Raw genomic sequence first — 17879 nt, 5'->3', positions numbered from 1 at the left:
ACTGAATAAATCTGCAAATGATTTCCGACCCGTAGCGAGTATGGGAAAAGAACGGAGTTTCGGTATGTCGGAGCAAAAAAAGGAAATTGCAAGATGTCGACGCTTATGTTGCTCTATAAGAATGTGACCGCCCTGTCCAGGGAAACGCATAGCGCACTCAAGCTCAAGGCCAGCGAGAGCTTTGACTTTGCCAAGCAAACACACTGGGTGCCGCTTGCCGGTGTTGAGTTCTATCCGGCGTCTCGCGACTACCCCATTGTCTTTGCTCGCGATGCGCAGACCCAGGCTGTCACGCCAATCCTTCTGGTAGGTCTTAAAGCCGGGGAGAATGACCAGATCGACGCTAGCGGGAAATGGCGAACAGGCGTCTATCTGCCAGCATTTATTCGACGATACCCATTTGTACTGGCAGAAACCGGGGCGGATCCTGAAAATGAACTGGCAGTGTGCTTTGATAATTCTAGTGATTGTCTTGGAGAGGAGGAGGGTCATCCGCTCTTCAACCCTGATCGCACTAATAGCGCGACGCTTGACGAGAGCCTTCGCTTTCTCAACGATTTTAAAATCGAAATGGAGCGCACGAAGCATTTCTCGGACGCGCTTCAAAAACTTGAGTTATTAGAATCTCGATCAGTGGAAATTCGCAGTGCCGATGGCGCGAGCTGGACGGTCCGGGATTTCTTGGTTGTCAACGAGGAAGCGTTCGGTAAGCTAACGGGTACGCAGCTTGCCGAACTGCATAAGAATGGGTATCTCGGCTGGATTTTCGCGCATCTGATGTCACTCTCAACACTGCGGGACTTGTTTGATCTGCACCGTCAACGAGTCGCAGCGTGAGCTTTCGAACACAGCAAGGGAAATATTATGAAAACTAAACGATTTGGAAATAAGATTTTTGTATTCTTATTCGCTACGCTCGCGACTTGGTGTGTTAATGGTAACGCGGCGCAGAGTCAGGATAACAAGAATGCAGCACCGGCTGATTCAAATGTTACCCGTACTCCCTATGGGGCTTGGGAGCTGGTCTGTGCAGACCCTTCAGACAAGAACAGTGCGGGGTCGACAGGGAAGGCGTGCGATATTCGGGCCGCCATTGTTGTTACCGAACCAAAGACAAAGAAAGAGGGCGTAGCGGCAGTTGTGACGATCGGCAAAGATTCAGTTGATAAAAAAAGCTTGCGCGTCGCGATACAGGTGCCGCTGAGTGCGGCACTGAACCAGCCGGTTGTGTTGGGGGATGCTAAGGGTGAAGAGTTTGTGAAATTGATTTTTGTAGCATGTGAGCCGCAATCTTGCATTGCGATGGCGTCTCTTAGTGAAACCGATGTTGAAAACCTAAGGAAATTGGGCGAGAAAATTAATGTTAATTATGCAAATCAACAGGGTCAGGTGGTAAAGGTTGAAGCCCTGGCGAAAGGTTTGCCGGAGGCGCTGGACGCACTTGTTCGGGCCTTGATTTAGCTCGCTACACCGGATCGCCTGGTAATGGCCGGGCTTTCTCGGGTGTCGCCTTCCCGTAGACTCGCGCCATCCATAACCAGAAGTCTCCGGGCAAACTGGCCGGTTTTGTCGCAATAAGCCTCCGGTAGAACGGCGCGCGTCAAGGCAGTTGTCGCCTCATTCATGCAGCCAAACGCTGTTTTTCTGCGCCTAGCTTGATACTGTTGGGCACGGCAATCTCGCGCTCCGGATTGAGCGTGACCGTGTCGATTGGCGACCAGTCTCGCGTGTCGCATGTCCAGCGACGCGGGTTGCGCTCACGGGCCTGAACATACAGCGCGTGGCGCGCGGCCAGAATCTTGTCGTCTTGTCCGGCGTGGCGCTGTGCCGGGCTTACGTAGCGGATGCCGCTGTGCCGGTGCTCATGGTTGTACCAGTGGACGAAGTGCGCCGCCCAGGTGCGCGCCGCGGCCAGATCGGCAAAGCCCGTGGACGGGAACTCGGGTCTGTACTTGGCCGTGCGGAACAGGCTCTCCACAAAGGCGTTATCGTCGCTCACGCGTGGGCGCGAATACGAGGGCTTGACGGCCAGCCAGTGCAACATCGCCAGCACCGTGGTGGCCTTGAGCGTAGCACCATTGTCCCCGTGCAGCACCGGCTTGGTCGCCATGGCGTGAATACCCTCGGCCAGCGCCGTGCGCTTGACCAGATGCGCCGCGTGGTTGGCGCCGTCCCGATCGTGGACCTCGAAGCCCACGATCTTGCGGCTGTACACGTCCAGGATGAGGTACAGATAAAACCAGCGCCCAGCGTCCTCGGCCGGCAGGTAGGTCATGTCCCAGCACCACAGTTGGCGCGGCCCCGTTGCCACGGGCGTGGTGGGCGGACGGCTTTGCGCGGCGCCTGGCACGCCCCCGATGCCGGGTCTGCCCATGGGCGCGCAGCACCCGACCGAAGCTCGATTCGCTGGCCAGGTAGACACCCTCATCGGCCAGCATGGGCACGATGCGCGCCGGCGGCATGTCGGCGAAGCGCGGCTCGTTGGCAACGGCCAGAATGCGTTCGCGCTCCTCGATGCTCAGCGCATGCGCGGGCGTCGGCCGCTCGGCCCCGGGGCGGCGGTCGCCGACCACCAAGCCATCGTGGGCCTTCCAGCGTTGCAGCGTGTGCACGGTTATGCCAGCTACCTCGCAGGCCAGGCGCAGGCGAGCACCGCCTGCGTGAGCGGTTTCGATATGGCGGACCATCGTTTGGCGATCTTCCAGGCCGATCATGCGTCCTCGTCCTTGTCCTTCGGGAAGATCCCCTCGAGCTTTTTTGAGAGTATCAACAGGGCGGCAGCTTCGGCCAAGGCCTTCTCCTTGCGGCGCAGCTCGCGCTCGAGTTCCTTGATACGGCGCCGATCGGCCTTTGTCTCACTATGGGTGGCGCGCGCATCCTCGGGCTCAGCCAGCGCCTGCGTGGCGGCAGTGCGCCACTGCTCCAACTCCTGCGGATACACACCGTTCTCACGGCACCAGGCGTTCTTGCTGGTCTCGTCCAACGCAGCCGTCGCCAGCACCGCCTCAAACCTGGTCGCCGCAGTCCAATGCCCGCTCGCGAGCGGGCATGGACATAGCGTCCGCACGCCAGCGCTCCAGCGTGGCCACTGCCACACCCAATTCCCTTGAAACCACTTCCACCGCCGCACTCTCCGGCGGTAACAACCGCGCTACTGCACGATCCTTAAACTCTTGTCAGTATCGAGCCACTTCTATCTATTATCGCCCCCAAGGTTCAGATTTTATCGAGGCGACAACAATTCTGCCGCGGGGGGCATTGCCCAGGTGTACTGGAACCCGAGCACGACGGAGTAACAACGGGTCGCGTGATCGCCCTGCCCGCGTTCAAAGCTCCTGCGTGACAGCCAGCGCGAAGATCTTCGCCCAGCGCTTGGCCTCTTGGCGATTCCGCATCGGGATTGGCCATTCCGCCGGCGTCTGATGGTTCAGGCGCAACGCCAGCGACCACGCACCCTCACGTTCGATTGCATCAGCGCCTGCAATGTCGGCAAAGATGAAGCGTGCGTCTTGGTCATGCAGGCGCACAGACCCGCGCTTCTGTTCCGCATCGACCGCAACCTGCCCCCAGCTCCCACTCAGGGACACGACCCGCTGCCCCTTCACGTTAACGCCATGGACAGCACGGTAGCGGCGGATCAAGCTGACGACGGCCCCGACAATGAGCGCTGCCGCAACCAGCACCGCAGCACCGCCTGCCAAAGCGCCGTAGGCTGAGGCAACCACCGCGTACAACAGGATCGCGCCATAAATGAGCAGGCCAACCAGCGCGAGCGCGGCAACGATAAACGGCATAATGGGATTCCTTGAATAAGATGGCTCGTCGGGGGAATCTGTGGGTAGATTGAGGCGATTTACGAGGGACAGAGGAAGCGATAGAGGGCTTTGTCGCAATAAGCCTCCGGTAGAATGAGCCGGTATCGAATTCAGGCAATGTGAGTGGTGGTGATGAACTCGGAGATTGCGAAGGTATTGAAGCGCTTGCACTATCCGCTGGAGGTGATGCTGACCATGGACAATTCCCGCGCCAATACGGCCGTCGCCCACAAGCTCGCTCGGATGATCTACTTCATGCTCACGCGCGGTGAGGACTACGTCGACCAGGGTCAGCAGAAGTACGAGGAGCAGCAGCACCAGCGCTCCATTGCTGCTTTGCGCCGGCGTCGCCGACCTCGGCTTCGCCATCACGCATGCGCCAATGGCAGTGGCAGCTGCCTAGCGCTGCCGGCCCTTATCTGTTTCTCAGGAGACTTCCCACCTAGCGCAGCTGCCTCTGCGCCATGACGATCACGGCCGCTGCCGCTGCGATGGCCGCGATCCAGTGGTACAGGTGCTGGCAGGCAATGAAGATGGCCTGTTTGTCCACCAGCGCGCTCAGCTGCGCGAAGGCCGCGCCGTGGGCCTGGCTGGCGCTGTAGCCCAGCTGCTCGAAGCGGTGCTGCGCCTGGTCCAGCCACTGCACGGCAGCAGGATTGGAAGGGCTGATGCGGCCGGTCAGGTCGCTGTACTGTGCCACACGGCCGTTCTGCAGCGCCACGGCGGCCACGGACGAGGCCATAGATACCATCATCTGCCGCATCACATTCTTGGTCTGATAGCCCCTGGCGAAATGGGCATCGCCCAGCGCGCGCCAGGTCAGCGCCGACACCGGCAGGATCATCAGCACGCCGAAAAGCCCTTTGACGGCCAGCGCGCCATAGAGAGCCGTGATCGATGCATCCGGCGGCAGCGCGGCCATCCACCACGCGGCCGCGGCCATGCACAGGCAGCCAGCCATCATCATCGCCCGCTTGTTGGCCACGCGGGCCGAGTAGCGGATGTATAGCACCACCGCCGCAAAGGAAACTGCGCCTGCAAAGCTGTTGAGCCAGCCGGTGGTCACCACCGGAATGCCCAGCCCCTGCTGCGCGAATTGCGGGAACAGGTAGTTGCTGAAGTTGACGATGAAGTAGTACATCGCTAACAGCGACAGCCCGGCGAGGAATCCGGGGTTGGTCAGCTCGCGCAGGTGCAGCAGTGGCTCGTCGTGCCGCCACTGGTGGATGCTGAACACGCCCAGCAGCGTGATCCCCACCAGGATTGCCAGCGCCAGCAGTTCGGGCCGGTCGACCAGCTCGTAGCGCGCCTCGGAGAATGCCCACTGCACCAGGCCCGCTGCCAGCACGAACATCACGATGGGCACGAGCGACCAGCGCACCGGCTGCGCGCTCTTGCCCAAGTGGCGTGGCAGCAGCCAGCGCACGCCTACGGCCGCCGCCGCGGCGATAGGCAGCATGATCCAGAACACCCATTGCCAGCCCCAGCCGTCCACCAGCGTGGCCGAAAGCAGCGGCGCCACCATGCCCATGCCGAAGATACTGAGCATGAAGCAGCGCGACGCCAGCGGCCGCAGCGACGCCGAGAACAACAGAGGGATCAGCACCCGCGTGCTCAGGAAAAACGCTCCGCCCCCCATGCCTTCCGACATGCGTGCGGCGATCAACTCGGGCAGATTGGTGGCCAGTGCGCAGCCAATGTTGCCCAGGCCGAACAGCGCTAGTGCCAGCAGTAGGTAGTGGCGGTAGCCGAAATGCCGCGTCAGCCACTGCTGCAGCGCTACCATCAGCATATTACCCACGGCATAGGCCATCTGCACCAGCGCGAATTCCTGTGGCGCTGCGCCAATGGCACCCAGGATGTGCGTCGAGGCGAAAACGAACATCCCGTTCTCGAGAAACTCCATGCCCACCATGGCGCAGATCACCGCGATCAGCAGACGCTGCTTCCGCTGGTGGACCAGCTTCTGAAACTGCCGGGCGGTCATGGCTGGTCGGCGCGCAGGTAGGCATGCACCAGCTGCAGCTGGCGGGCTAGGTCGTGCAGCTGCGGCTCGGGCAGCGGTGCCGAGGTGCTGGCATACGCCGCTTCCACCCGCGGCACGGCTTGGGCCAGCACCTCGGCGCTGGCCTCGGTCAACGCTAGCTGGCAGGCGGGCATTTCAGTCTGATTCATACTTCGGTGAGCGAGGCCCGTAGAGCAAGGCTGCCGACTGACCTGCTGACAGCAGTTTGTTGGTTGTCGTGCTGGCTACCTTGTAGCTGGTATCAAAGGTGCTGTTCGCCGCTTGCGTAATGGCAGCACCAATCAGCGCCCCCACCAACCCGCTATTCCTGGACGTTGCGGACTCGATCCATAGGGTGTTCCCTGTTTTGAGATCGACCAGCTTGCCAGGCGCCGCCACAACGGTGTCACTGCTGATCAGCCTGAACTTGGAGCCATACTCGGTGACGGTGTTACAGAGCGGCATCCGCTCCGAAAATATCTCGCAGCTTCACCGGTGGCACGGCGTGAATATCGCCCGGCTTCGTTAAGCCGTTCTGGCGAAACGTCTCATCGACCAGTGCCACCGAATACGTCACCTGTGACAGTATCCCGTAGGTGGCGTTCACGTCAGGCGATTCCTTCAGCGGCGGCAGCACGACAATGGAACGCGGACGGTTTGCTTTGAACGCTGCATAGCCCACTTGCTTCTGTGGTACGGCTCAGCGTGGCGACATCGGTAAAAATGCAACGCATCATTTGGCGTTCCCGCTGGTGGCATCCAGGGAGTCATTTTAGAACAATGCGTTTCTGTCGAGTCTCTACCGCGCGCCCTGTACGGCACGCACTTGTTTTGATTTCATCATGACACAGCATCTGGGACCAAATTCTGAACCTTTGTGAAGGTGATTCGGTTTGACGATCTGCGCGAACGTCTGCATGCGCACTACCAACTGGCCTTAGCCGCGTGGCTGGCCGAAGACCGACAGGTGCATCCAGATGGCCGTGACGATGACCTCCACGACAACGACTTCTGATCCAACCATAAGGGGCCCGTCGGGCTCCTTATTCCATCAGCGCTGTCGCTCCACCTCCGCATCCGGACCGCCTGCGCTTGATCGCCACATCCATCAGCATCACCCGACGACTTGCAACATTGGCGATGGACCGTACGTCAGCCGGCCATCATGCAGATTCGGCGCGGTGGCACTGAGGGACTGCAGACGTAGCACCCCTGGAATCGAGTCGGAGCGTCGGACATTGAGGACTGAGGGTTAGACCTGTGGCGGCTTGGCGCGCGTCAGAAGCTGCGACCAGACGAGGGCACACGCGCGACCTGCCGTTGCGGCTTCATGGGTGACAGCCCGCCGGCAATCATTGCCTTAAGTTTCGAAACTTTAATTCTGCACTGGCAAAGGCGCACGCTTGCTGCGCTTCCCTGCCGCCGGCTCGGAGGGTGGTCTGTCTTAAGCCGGTCAACGTATGATGGCGGACCAATACGAAGCCTTGATAGCCTCCACCTGAAAGCGGCTCGGTATAGGCCCTAAGGTCATAATAGCCGGCGCGATGGACACTCTCGAAGGAAGAGCCGGATCTGGGAATCGAATCTGTCAAGCTGGAAACGTCACTGCGGTTGAGTCGGAATGGACAAGCGACGGCATTGCTTCCCACAAGTATCGGCGGTAGGCGCGTTCGACTGCGGCATCAGAGTCGGAGCGCGCCTCAAGGGGACCGTTTCGGTACGTTGGGCAGTGAAAGCTGCAGACGCCGGCGGTCGCATCCAAAGTCACCACCCCTCGATACCGTCCAGACGGCAGTTCTAGAGCCGCTGTCGTAATAGATACATCTCCACGCTGATACGTCGCCATCTTTGATTACATTTTGGACACGCATGGACAGCTTATCAAGAGGCTTCGTGAATTCAAACGAGTTTCGCTGGTTTCGTCAAATTGGTGCATAAACGGGCTCTGTCGCTGTAAGGGAGCAGCGGACGGATTGGTCCTTTCGTGACACTGCATCTGGCCCTTGGCAATCATGGTCAGGCGTTTGATGGCTCGATGGTCCTGTTCGACAACGTTGTCAGGTACTTGACCTGCCAGATAGTGATGGGAGTTTCTCGTTCGGCGTTGACGTCATGCTCAGGCCGCCCCCATTGGATGGGCTGCCGTCGATGGTCACTGTGTCGGGCTGGCCGTGCTGCGCGATGGCCTTCTCGAAAAACCCCCGTGCTGCGGTCTTGTCAAGCTGGGCGCGCAGCAGGAAGTCGATGGTATTGCCCACCTTGTCGACCGCCCGGTACAGATGCTTCCACTGGCCGCGTACCAGGATGTAGGTCTAGTGCCCGCCAGCTTTTCCCCACCGGGCGCTTGGAGCGGCGAAAGATGGTGTTTAGCGTCGGCAGCAACTTGAGCGCCCATCGGTGCACGGTCGAATGGTCAACCGCGATGCCTCGTTCGACCATCATCTGCTCAAGATGACGCCGGCTCGGCGGATAGGCGACATACCAGCGCACGCAGGTCAGCATCACCTCCAGCGGATAGTGCAAGCGCTTCAATCCCTTCGCAATCTCCGTGTCATCCCCGCCCACATTGCCTGAATTCGATACCGGCTCATTCTACCGGAGGCTTATTGCGACAAAACCCTCGAGATTGGTCGCCAATCGATACGGTCACGCTCAATCCGGAGCGCGAGATTGCCGTGCCCACCGGCATCAAGCCAGGCGCCGAAAAACAGCGTTTGGCTGCATGAGTGAGGCGACATCTACCTTGACGCGCGCCGCACACTCGCCGGTCGAAGCCCGCCAGCGTCTCCGCAGTGACGGGAACATTCGGCATCGCCACATTCCGCTTGGGCGATGTAATCGATGCGCGCATCCGGTCATTGTCATCGACAGAACAAGCAACGCTGTATCATTTCCCTAATACATGCTATTGCACTGAACGCACCCCATTTTTTCGGTTCATCGAGGAATTCCGGGGAAGGCTGCGCGGATTTTGAGGAAGAAGTATTCCTCGTCGCGATAGCCGTACGCGCGGCGCTTGATGACCTTGATGGTGTTGTTAATGCCTTCGACCACGCTGGTGTTCAACGGGTGGCGGCAGCGGGCCAAGATGCCATGCCAGTAGCCTTGCAGGCGCTTCGCAAACAACTCCAGGGCAGGTATTCGGCTCTGCCGAGCCTGCTCGCACCATTGCTCCCAAGCCTTTTGCGCCCACGCCGGGCGGCGGTAGAACCATAGCCGCTTTAGCTCGTCGCGCAACAGATAGACTGTCAGCAATGGCCGGTTCGCCTCCAGGACCTCATCCAGATGAACCGCCTGGGGGGCGCTCAAGTTCTCCCGATTCCGCAGCAGTAGCCAGCGTGTGGACTTGAGCACCCGTCTGGCCGGCCGATCGTGCCGCAGCTGATTGGCCTGATCCACCCGTACTCGGTCGATGACCTCACGCCCGTACTTAGCTACCACGTGGAACAGGTCGAAGACCACCTCTGCTTGCGGGCAATGCGCCCGGATCTCCAGCTCATACGCGGTCGTCATGTCGATGGCGGCGGCCTCGATGCGCTGCGCAACGCCGGCGGGGAGCTGCTCAAAGAAGGCTCGGGCGGTCTCGCGTGAGCGCCCCTGTCCGATCCAGAGCACCTGCCGCCCAATGGGATCGACTACCACCGTGGCATATCGGTGCCCCTTGTGTAGTGCAAACTCATCCATGGCCAGGTAGCGGATATTGGACCAGTCCGGCTCCGCCACGGCCTCACGCAAGCGGGCCTTATCGATCGATTTAACTGTGTGCCAGCCCAGATCGTAGAAGGCCGCCACCGCCTGCACCGTGCAGTGGCGCAACAAGTGGCCGCAAGCCTGGGCAAGGCGGGCCGTCACGCGTTGATAGCGCCCAAGCCATTCCAGCCGCTCCAGTCTCGGACCGCCGCAACGCTCGCACCAAACGCGCCGGCGCGGCACGTGCAGTACGACCCGATACTCGAAGAGCGGAAGGTCCCGGACTCGCCTGACCATCGTCTCATGCACCTGATGGCAGCGCGCGCCACACTCCTCGCAATGCATGACCTTGCTGACCGGCTTCAAGTACAACGACAGCGTACGGCTCTCACCCTCCGGCCATACCACGCGCTCCAGCCGGTAGCCCTTCCAGCAACCCAACGCTTGCAGCGTCTTGCGATCCAGCACACATCCTCCTGATACCTGAAGAAACAGGCATCAGCATACAAGATGTGCTCTTTCGGGCCACGGTTTTCTGCGAAGAACCATTTTTTTGTCCGGTTATTTGTTATGGATACACTTCAGAATATGCGCGTGTTCGTTCGCGTCGTGGAAGCGGGCAGCTTCACTGCTGCCGCGCAGCAGATGCAGGTAACCACGGCGCAGACGTCGCGCGCCGTGTCGGATCTTGAAGCGCATCTGCGCACTCGCCTGCTAAACAGGACCACGCGGCGAATCGCACTCACTGAGGCGGGCGAGCGTTATTTGCAGCGCTGCGAGCAGATTCTCGCGTACATCGAGGAGGCGGAAGGCGAAGCGAGCCATGCGAATGCGCGCCCGAGGGGCAACGATCCAGGTACGGATTTTCGCATCAAGGTATTGGCGCGACGCATAGAGCGCGTAAACATTGAGTGGCTGCGACACGATACGCTGCGTGACCACCTGCCCGCGACTCTAGCTGCCGAGCAGGCGGCGCTGATCCATGCCACTCGGCATGAAGCTCCGTGATCGCCTCCTGAGGTACTGTCAGCGCAGTAGCGACTACGCGCCCTGCGCTACGGTGGCGGGTCCTATCCGACGTTGACCGCAATGCGACGTGGCGTGGCCTCATCGCGCCGCGGAATGTCAGGCCGCGTGACACCGGTCCCAATGACACTATCGCGAAGCATCAGTTCGAAGTAGATAGCTCAGCGGTGACATCAGTAATGGGCGGCTCGACCACCTGCAACACCCACTCCACGTCTTCCCGCCATCCACGAAATAAGCCTCCAGTAGAATGAGCCGGTATCGAATTCAGGCAATGCGGGCGGTGGTGATAAACACGGAGATTGCGAAGGGATTGAAGTGCTTGCACTATCCGCTGGAGGTGATGCTGATCTGCGTGCACTGGTATGTCGTCTATCCGCCGAGCCGGCGTCATCTCGAGGAGATGATGGCCGAACTAGGTATCTCGGTTGACCATTCGACCGTGCACCGATGGGCGCTCAAGTTGCTGCCGGCGCTAAACACCATCTTTCGCCGCGTCAAGCGCCCGGTGGGGAGAAGCTGGCGGGCACGCCCGGACTCGGGCGGATCCTTAGATTCATTCTTACAGCTGGATTGATAGTCTTTTGAGCGATGAGCGCTTTTTGCTCCGAGTATCGAAGCCTAGATTAGCAACCGGTGCGGAACACCGCGCCGTCTGGCAAGTAACTAGGAGCACTATCATGAGAACCGCCGTACTCCCAATTCTCTTCGCTATCGGTTTGGTCATCGGTACCACCGACGCCCAAGCTTCGCAATCGGTGTCGGACCAAGCACGATTCGATGGCAATATCGACCGTGTCGCTTCTGTGGACCCATACACCGACGGCGCCCGTGGCGTGGCCGATCCGCGCGACCCGTACACCGACGGCGCCCGCAGCGTGACCGAGCCACGCGATCCATACACTGACGGCGCCTAATAGGCCTGGAAGCCCACACTTTGGTAGGCAGCGTCCCGACACCCCTCTTACCATCCTACGGACAATTGTGAGGGGACGCATGAACTAGACCATGTTATGCACTTTCCGTTACGGGCTAATGTCATTGTGAGATGACGAAACGAAGGCCGTAGCCGACGGACGTGCCCGCCGCGGAATGGAGCTTTGTTGCGATTGTATTTGCTTGTTCATGCAGTTCCGTTCCCGCTCTGCGAGGTGCATAACACGCTCTCACTCATAAGTCGGAACTTTGACGGACAGCCACTGATGCCGTGACATCATCTGGATGCTCTCCTCCTCGACCATGCGTTGCATCGGTGCGTGGCAGCATCCGCCCCCCCATCCTTGACGCTACATGAACGCGGTGCGAGCCACTCCCCCTCGCTGGCTTCACTCGTCCCTATAGGGCGTGTCGCATGACAGGATGGCTAACTTCTCAGAGGGAATCCACCGTGAAAATTGAAGATATCCGCCGAAACGCATTCGCCATGCCGATGCATAACCCAGCATATCCGCGGCCGCCGTTTCGGTTCCTGCGACGCGAATACTTCATCGTTTCCTACGAGACCGATCCCGAGGCGGTGCGTGCTGTCGTGCCAGAACCGCTGCAGGCCGCTGCGAACATCGTCAACTACGAGTTCATCCGTATGCCCGACTCGTCCGGTTTTGGCAACTACACGGAAAGCGGCCAGGTGATTCCGATCATCGACGAGCAGGGGCGCATGGGTAGTTACACACATGCGATGTATCTCGATGACGAAGGACCAATCGCCGGTGGCCGTGAAATCTGGGGCTTTCCGAAAAAGCTCGGTTCGCCGCGCCTGTCGATCGACGGGCACGATACGTTGCTCGGCACGCTTGACTATGGCACCCAGCGCATCGCCACCGGAACGATGGGCTTCAAGTTCCGCCCGCTCGACCTCGAAACGGAACAACGGAGCCTCGCTGACACGCCAAACTACCTGCTGAAGGTCCTGCCGCACGTCGACGGTTCGGCGCGGGTCTGCGAACTGGTCCGCTTCTACCTGCGCAACGTCACGGTGCTGGGCGCATGGAAGGGACCCGGCGCACTGGAACTCCACGCGCATGCGCTGGCGCCGGTCGCCGACCTGCCGGTCCGCCGCGTCGTAGGCGCCAAGCATCTCATCGCCAACCTCACCCTCGACATCGGCGAGGTCGCTTTCGACTACCTTGCGCCGATACAGGCGCCGAAGCTTGTCGTCAATGAATAACCCCCCGCAGGGAGCAACAATGTCATTGCAAGGAAAAGTTGCACTCGTTACCGGCGCCGCAAGTGGTATTGGCGAACAATGTGCGCGTCAACTGGCGAAGGATGGCGCGAACCTCGTGATCGCGGATCTGAATCTCCAGAAAGCGCGCCAGGTGGCCGAGTCGATCGTCGCCAACGGTGACAAGGCGATTGCCGTGGCGATGGACGTCACGAGCGAAGCCTCGGTCGAGGCTGGCATCGCCGCAACGATCGAGAGGCTCGGCGGTATCGACGTGCTGGTTTCGAATGCCGGCATCCAGATCGTCAATCCGATCGAGGACTACGCGTTCTCCCGACTGGAAGAAGATGCTGGCGATTCATCTCGATGGCGCCTTCCTGACCACCCGCGCGGCGATCCGGCACATGTACAAGGCCGGCAAGGGCGGGGTGATCGTCTACATGGGTTCGGTCCACTCGCATGAGGCTTCCAAGCTCAAGTCGGCCTACGTCACGGCCAAGCACGGGCTCCTAGGCCTGGCGCGCGTCGTGGCCAAGGAAGGCGGCCCGCGTGGCGTCCGCGCCAACGTCGTCTGCCCCGGCTTTGTCCGCACCCCGCTGGTCGAAAAGCAGATTCCCGAGCAGGCCAAGGCGCTGGGCATTTCGGAAGCCGATGTGGTCAGCAACGTCATGCTCAAGGAAACCGTCGATGGCGAGTTCACGACCGTCGCCGATGTGGCCCGTACGGTTGCGTTCCTGGCCGGCTTTGAGTCGGCCGCGCTGACCGGCCAATCGGTCGTGGTCAGCCACGGCTGGTTCATGCAATAAGAAGAGGAGTCGACGTGCGCCGCAGTCAACGCAAGACATCTCATCAAACAACGCCGCTGGCGTTGCCGCCCTATGACGAGCTCGGCCTCGTCCTCCAGGGTGGCGGCGCGCTCGGCTCCTATCAGGCTGGCGTCTACGAAGGCCTGAGCCAGGCGGGGATCCACCCGACCTGGGTGTCGGGTATTTCGATAGGTGCGTTGAACACCGCAATCATCGCCGGCAACGCCCCAGAGGATCGTGTGGAAGCGCTGCGCGAATTCTGGAAGACCATCAGCCTGCCGCCTGACCTGATTGGCCAATCCGGTGCCTGGGTGCCGGCAATGTTTGGCTTTTGGGACATCGCGCGCAGGTGGTCGAGCGTGTGGGCCGCCAGCCGTGCGCTGGTGGAAGGCCAACAGGGCTTCTTCCTGCCGCGCTCACCGCTGCACAGTTTTGGCGCCCCAGGCAGCACGCCAACGCCAAGCCAGTTGAGCTTCTACGATACGAGCGCACTGCGTGCGACGCTGCTCAAATACGCCGATTTTGATCGCATTAACGATGGCAACACGCGCGTGTCAATCGGCGCGGTCAACGTCCGTACCGGCAACCTCGTGTACTTCGATAACACGAAAATGCGCCTCGAACCGGAACATTTCATGGCGTCCGGAGCGTTGCCGCCGGGCTTCCCGGCCGTGGAAATCAACGGCGAGTTCTACTGGGACGGCGGTCTCGTATCGAATACGCCGCTGACCGAGATCCTGCGCGAATCGCAGCACAAGGACACGCTGATCTTCCAGGTGGACCTGTGGAGCGCGAGCGGGGCCCTACCGGGCAACTTCCTCGACGTGTCGGGGCGGACTAAGGACATCCAGTACTCGAGCCGCACCCGTTCCGTCACCGCGTCTATGGAAGGCCGCCAGAAGCAAGCGCGGCTGATCAAGGAACTGCTGGAACATGTGCCGAAGGCGGTCCGCGAGACTCATCCGTTGATGCGCGAGGCCCAGCGGATTGCCGACGGCAGTGCGGTCAACGTCGTGCATCTCATCTACCGCAACAAGTTCTTCGAAGGTCACTACAAGGACTTCGAGTTCAGCGCCGACACTATGGGTGAGCACTGGATCAGCGGGCTGGACGACATTTGCGACTCGCTCGCCCGTCCCGAGTGCCTGGCGATTCCGAGCCACGACATCGGCTTCGTGACCCACGATGTACATCGCCGCGATGCGCCAGTGTTGACAGTCTCCGGTCCGGTGGAAGAGGGACTGGAGACGTCGAGACTGAAGACCATCGAGGGTTTCCCTGCCGAGGCCGACGACAGGGTCGCCGGCGTAAGTTGAGGCCGTCGCGCACGTTGCCATCCTCGAAAACAATCGAAGAAGCATTGCCACGACCTCGATGAACCGGCCAGATCCTGGTGGTGTCGCACCCCCATAGCGCCGCCGGTCGAGGTCGTTGATTCGAGACGGTTGGCTGCCTGCGCTTCCTATCCCTTCTACCACTGGAAGGTGAGATCGGTCGGAAGCCGTGTATGCCAACGGTTGAGGGAAGATCAGGCCGCCATTCTGTCAAAGTAAAAGCGGGCGGTGTAGGCCGCTGGATGTGGCAGAATTAGTGGAGCATCAACGAATGCGTGAATGCCGAAGTCCCAGTTAAGCGACCTGACAGAGTCCCGGCAAATTCAGTCTAGCCCAAGGTGCCAGGCTCTCTATTTTAGGCTCGTCGGCGGAATCTGTGGGTGAAAGCGGATGTCCGGCCAGCCGAGTGAAGCCCGATGCAGGTACTGATAGAGCTTGCGACAGGTTGCATCAAAGGAATTTTGTGCGGACTGGGAAATAGCTGGCCAGATTAGAGGGCCGCCGTCTTCCTCCATGAGCTTGTCCAGGAGGGTTGCCGCAGGGAGGGTAAGGAGAGCGGGATCTTCATGGCATCGTCGAATCATTTCGCCGCGAGCATCCAGACGCTTTGTCGCAATAAGCCTCCGGTAGAATGAGCCGGTATCGAATTCAGGCAATGTGGGTGGTGGTGATGAACCCGGAGATGGCGAAGGTATTGAAGCGCTTGCACTATCCGCTGGAGGTGATGCTGACCTGCGTGCGCTGGTATGTCGCCTATCCGCCGAGCCCGCGTCATCTCGAGCAGATGATGGCCGAACGAGGCATCTCGGTTGACCATTCGACCGTGCACCAATGGGCGCTCAAGTTGGTGCCGGCGCTAAACACCATCTTTCGCCACGCCAAGCGCCCGGTGGGGAAAAGCTGGCGGGCACGAGACCTACATCCTGGTACGCGGCCAGTGGAAGTATCTGTACCGGGCGGTTCTAAGGATTCGTTGTGCCGTAGTAACGCAGTGTCGGTGGAGCCGATCAAGCATGGCGACCAGCGCTGAACACGATTGATTTGCCGCTGTGATAAAGGCTCGCTGTCCCCATTGTTCCCGAGACGGAGGTAGTTTGCCACCGGACGGCTTTAGGATGAAGAGCTGGCCACTCGACAAGATTCGAAAAAGTTCAGAAATCCGGATTACTGCCCGTGCGATGCTGAAAGCAGAATGTTCGCGGAACGTCTTGTGATCGAAATTACGGAGACGTCACCCGTAATCAAAAAAGTAGCCGGTCTGATCCGGGATCTGATAAAAATATATAAAAAATACATCGCTTACATAAGAAGTAAAAAAGTTACTTGTTTCACTTGATCGGTATGGTCAAGCTTGCGAGGCCAGGGTGTCGTAATTGAAGGTGTATAGAGCGAGATTGAGCTAGGACTGATCCTTTCGGCGCCGATCCTATCTACAAAGCATAACGATGATCCATAACAGGGTAATCAAAATGAGTGATGCGGCGTTGAAGATGGTGGAATTTTTCAGATCGAACTGGTTGACCGTTGCTTGTCGATCGTCACAGAGGCGCCGCCGCCACCCGAGAACATTCCGGACTTGCGCGTCTCCTGCGACGTAGTCAGTCGGAACGTGCTTTTTGTGCAGGGTTGGATTTTGCGCGAATGGGAGTAGGGCAGGGGTGCTGGTTGGACGTGACTGAGGTCAGCGCAGAGTGGGGCAGCCGTTTCACGGTGGGCAGGGTCAAAAGGTCCCATTCTGCTGGAACGGGGCCGCAGCAATGGCCCGCTCCAGATCGCGCCGCTTGACGTTCGGCGGCGCGCGATGGGGCCGGGCGGGTTCACCTTGCAGCGTGCGCGATGGCCCGGCCTGCTGGCGACTGTCGCGCTCCGCCTGTACCTGCGCCGTGATGGCCAGCACGTGTCCCAGCCGCTTGTTGTCGACGGTCGCGCCGAGCCGGTCATAGGAGGGAGTGGGCAGGGACGCGCCGTCGGCCCACAACTCGATCCTGCCGTCCGGGTACTCGGTGACCTCGAGATAGCGTTGGCATCGACCGGTTGAATCCGCATTCCAGCTCCCGCCATTCGAGCTGATGAAACCGTGAAGTCGCCGATTTCCGTTTGAGAAAATCCCCTCGCCCTCGCGCCCGAACTGGATTTAGCTACTCCTACTTCACCGGAGGTACGTCGTGTATCAGTAAGTTCAAAATTCGTCAGATTTCCGGCGTTAAGAAGCTGCTACCTTTGCTAGCAGATGCCTATACGTATCCCCGTGCGTATCGCATCTCTGAGTTCGCCAGACGATGCGTGTCGTCTGGCTTTTTTTTTGGTTCGGCGTCGAACTACCAGGAAGGCGGCACCAATCTTAAGGAATAAGCAGTGGTCAGCGCGGAAGCCATAGGCCATGCGCTTGAACACCTTGATCCGGTTGTTGATGCATTCGACCAGAATGGTACCCGAGGGCGCCAGGGAGGGCTTGAGCCGTCGGGAGAACTGGAGCAGCGGCTCGATCCCGCTGCTCATGGCGCGGTCGTACTTGTCCTCCCACAACCGCCTGGCGTAGCCGCGGTCGGGTAGTCCCACAGGGTCTTGAGATCGCCTCCTGGGCACGTAGACCGCCATCAGTCCATTGTTGGCCGCCAGAAGTTCTTTGAGCCGGATCGGGTCGGCTATCGTTTTCCGTTCTCCCGGTTGCGCAGAAGCAGCCAGCGGGAGGATTTGACCACCTTGCGAGCCATCCGGTCATCGCGCAGACGGTTCGCCTCGTCGAATCGAACCCTGTCGATGATCTCTCGGCAGTACTTGGCTACCACATGAAATGTCCGATTGAGCGAGGGCGGTGGTTTGGTCTGTGGGCTTCTTTTTATGGAGTCCAGTAAGGCAGTACTGCTTTGAAACAATTTTTGTGCGTAGCCTGCAAAGCCGTCGCTCTGCTAGGAGGCGCGCTACTCGGTGGAGGGCCTGCCGAGCAAGGACCGCCTGGCCCCCGAATACCAGACCGTGTTGCCTGACGAGAATCGGCTGGCGCAAAGAGTATCGGGAACTTGCGGATGTCGTGGTCAT

12 protein-coding genes and 8 pseudogenes are annotated in these 17879 nt (G+C 59.9%); 10 read left to right on the top strand and 10 right to left on the bottom strand.

The window, feature by feature from the left end:
- Positions 1–93 precede the first annotated feature (93 nt).
- Both ACOCMH_RS12530 and ACOCMH_RS12525 read left to right on the top strand, forming a co-directional pair.
- Positions 94–837: a SapC family protein gene (locus ACOCMH_RS12530; protein WP_427308491.1), complete on the top strand. Its 744-nt coding sequence runs from the start codon at positions 94–96 to the stop codon at positions 835–837.
- A 27-nt stretch (positions 838–864) separates the two neighbouring features.
- Positions 865–1461: an invasion associated locus B family protein gene (locus tag ACOCMH_RS12525; protein WP_427308489.1), complete on the top strand. Its 597-nt coding sequence runs from the start codon at positions 865–867 to the stop codon at positions 1459–1461.
- A gap of 160 nt (positions 1462–1621) precedes the next feature.
- Here the strand turns inward: ACOCMH_RS12525 and ACOCMH_RS12520 are convergent.
- Both ACOCMH_RS12520 and ACOCMH_RS12515 read right to left on the bottom strand, forming a co-directional pair.
- A pseudogene (locus ACOCMH_RS12520) lies at positions 1622–3146 on the bottom strand (IS3 family transposase).
- Between the two features lie 180 nt (positions 3147–3326).
- On the bottom strand, positions 3327–3794 hold the full coding sequence (locus ACOCMH_RS12515; protein WP_427308487.1) for a hypothetical protein: 468 nt from the start codon (positions 3792–3794) through the stop codon (positions 3327–3329).
- Positions 3795–4010: 216 nt separating this feature from the next.
- Here ACOCMH_RS12515 and ACOCMH_RS12510 point away from each other — a divergent pair.
- Positions 4011–4218, top strand: a pseudogene (locus ACOCMH_RS12510) (IS110 family transposase); the annotation flags it as partial.
- Positions 4219–4257: 39 nt separating this feature from the next.
- On the opposite strand, the gene ACOCMH_RS12505 reads toward ACOCMH_RS12510, so the two are convergent.
- The 5 genes and pseudogenes from ACOCMH_RS12505 to ACOCMH_RS12485 all read right to left on the bottom strand — a co-directional run bounded on the left by ACOCMH_RS12505 (position 4258) and on the right by ACOCMH_RS12485 (position 9978).
- Positions 4258–5802, bottom strand: a complete 1545-nt coding sequence (locus tag ACOCMH_RS12505; RefSeq protein ID WP_427308485.1) for an MFS transporter — start codon at positions 5800–5802, stop codon at positions 4258–4260.
- Positions 5799–5975: a hypothetical protein gene (locus ACOCMH_RS12500; RefSeq protein WP_427308483.1), complete on the bottom strand. Its 177-nt coding sequence runs from the start codon at positions 5973–5975 to the stop codon at positions 5799–5801. Before ACOCMH_RS12500 ends, ACOCMH_RS12505 begins: the two co-directional genes overlap by 4 nt.
- A 1-nt stretch (position 5976) precedes the next feature.
- Positions 5977–6457: pseudogene (locus ACOCMH_RS12495) on the bottom strand (GNA1162 family protein).
- 1215 nt (positions 6458–7672) lie between these two features.
- Positions 7673–8385, bottom strand: a pseudogene (locus tag ACOCMH_RS12490) (IS6 family transposase).
- Positions 8386–8757: 372 nt separating this feature from the next.
- Positions 8758–9978, bottom strand: coding sequence for an ISL3-like element ISRta1 family transposase (locus ACOCMH_RS12485; RefSeq protein WP_427308481.1), 1221 nt, complete (start codon positions 9976–9978; stop codon positions 8758–8760).
- A gap of 102 nt (positions 9979–10080) precedes the next feature.
- On the opposite strand from ACOCMH_RS12485, the pseudogene ACOCMH_RS12480 reads away from it, so the two are divergent.
- The 7 genes and pseudogenes from ACOCMH_RS12480 to ACOCMH_RS12450 form a co-directional block, all read left to right on the top strand.
- Positions 10081–10356, top strand: a pseudogene (locus tag ACOCMH_RS12480) (LysR family transcriptional regulator); the annotation flags it as partial.
- A gap of 454 nt (positions 10357–10810) precedes the next feature.
- A pseudogene (locus tag ACOCMH_RS12475) lies at positions 10811–11062 on the top strand (IS6 family transposase); the annotation flags it as partial.
- 154 nt (positions 11063–11216) lie between these two features.
- The gene (locus ACOCMH_RS12470) at positions 11217–11453 is read left to right on the top strand and encodes a hypothetical protein (protein WP_427308480.1); all 237 of its coding nucleotides are present in this window, start codon (positions 11217–11219) and stop codon (positions 11451–11453) included.
- 470 nt (positions 11454–11923) lie between these two features.
- A complete protein-coding gene (locus ACOCMH_RS12465) occupies positions 11924–12703 on the top strand; it encodes an acetoacetate decarboxylase (protein ID WP_427308478.1) in 780 nt (259 codons plus the stop codon).
- Between the two features lie 19 nt (positions 12704–12722).
- Positions 12723–13506, top strand: a pseudogene (locus ACOCMH_RS12460) (3-hydroxybutyrate dehydrogenase).
- Between the two features lie 14 nt (positions 13507–13520).
- Complete coding sequence (locus ACOCMH_RS12455) at positions 13521–14822, top strand: DUF3734 domain-containing protein (protein ID WP_427308476.1); 1302 nt, start codon at positions 13521–13523, stop codon at positions 14820–14822.
- Positions 14823–15510: 688 nt separating this feature from the next.
- Positions 15511–15802: pseudogene (locus tag ACOCMH_RS12450) on the top strand (IS6 family transposase); the annotation flags it as partial.
- 758 nt (positions 15803–16560) lie between these two features.
- Here the strand turns inward: ACOCMH_RS12450 and ACOCMH_RS12445 are convergent.
- The 3 genes from ACOCMH_RS12445 to ACOCMH_RS12435 all read right to left on the bottom strand — a co-directional run bounded on the left by ACOCMH_RS12445 (position 16561) and on the right by ACOCMH_RS12435 (position 17629).
- Positions 16561–16818: a hypothetical protein gene (locus tag ACOCMH_RS12445; RefSeq protein ID WP_427305974.1), complete on the bottom strand. Its 258-nt coding sequence runs from the start codon at positions 16816–16818 to the stop codon at positions 16561–16563.
- 245 nt (positions 16819–17063) lie between these two features.
- Positions 17064–17438, bottom strand: coding sequence for a transposase (locus ACOCMH_RS12440; RefSeq protein ID WP_427305975.1), 375 nt, complete (start codon positions 17436–17438; stop codon positions 17064–17066).
- Positions 17439–17485: 47 nt separating this feature from the next.
- A complete protein-coding gene (locus ACOCMH_RS12435; protein ID WP_427305976.1) occupies positions 17486–17629 on the bottom strand; it encodes a hypothetical protein in 144 nt (47 codons plus the stop codon).
- Positions 17630–17879: the final 250 nt, after the last annotated feature.

Source organism: Cupriavidus sp. H39 (assembly GCF_050271075.1).
Classification (GTDB): Bacteria; Pseudomonadota; Gammaproteobacteria; order Burkholderiales; family Burkholderiaceae; genus Cupriavidus; species Cupriavidus necator_B.
This window is presented reverse-complemented; position numbering and strand designations above follow the sequence as displayed.

Coding starts and splice junctions, on each gene's coding strand:
- ACOCMH_RS12440 (WP_427305975.1), bottom strand. CDS start 17,438: ATGGCGGTCTACGTGCCCAGGAGGCGATCTCAAGACCCTGTGGGACTA.
- ACOCMH_RS12505 (WP_427308485.1), bottom strand. CDS start 5,802: ATGACCGCCCGGCAGTTTCAGAAGCTGGTCCACCAGCGGAAGCAGCGT.
- ACOCMH_RS12525 (WP_427308489.1), top strand. CDS start 865: ATGAAAACTAAACGATTTGGAAATAAGATTTTTGTATTCTTATTCGCT.
- ACOCMH_RS12530 (WP_427308491.1), top strand. CDS start 94: ATGTCGACGCTTATGTTGCTCTATAAGAATGTGACCGCCCTGTCCAGG.
- ACOCMH_RS12500 (WP_427308483.1), bottom strand. CDS start 5,975: ATGCCCGCCTGCCAGCTAGCGTTGACCGAGGCCAGCGCCGAGGTGCTG.
- ACOCMH_RS12470 (WP_427308480.1), top strand. CDS start 11,217: ATGAGAACCGCCGTACTCCCAATTCTCTTCGCTATCGGTTTGGTCATC.
- ACOCMH_RS12515 (WP_427308487.1), bottom strand. CDS start 3,794: ATGCCGTTTATCGTTGCCGCGCTCGCGCTGGTTGGCCTGCTCATTTAT.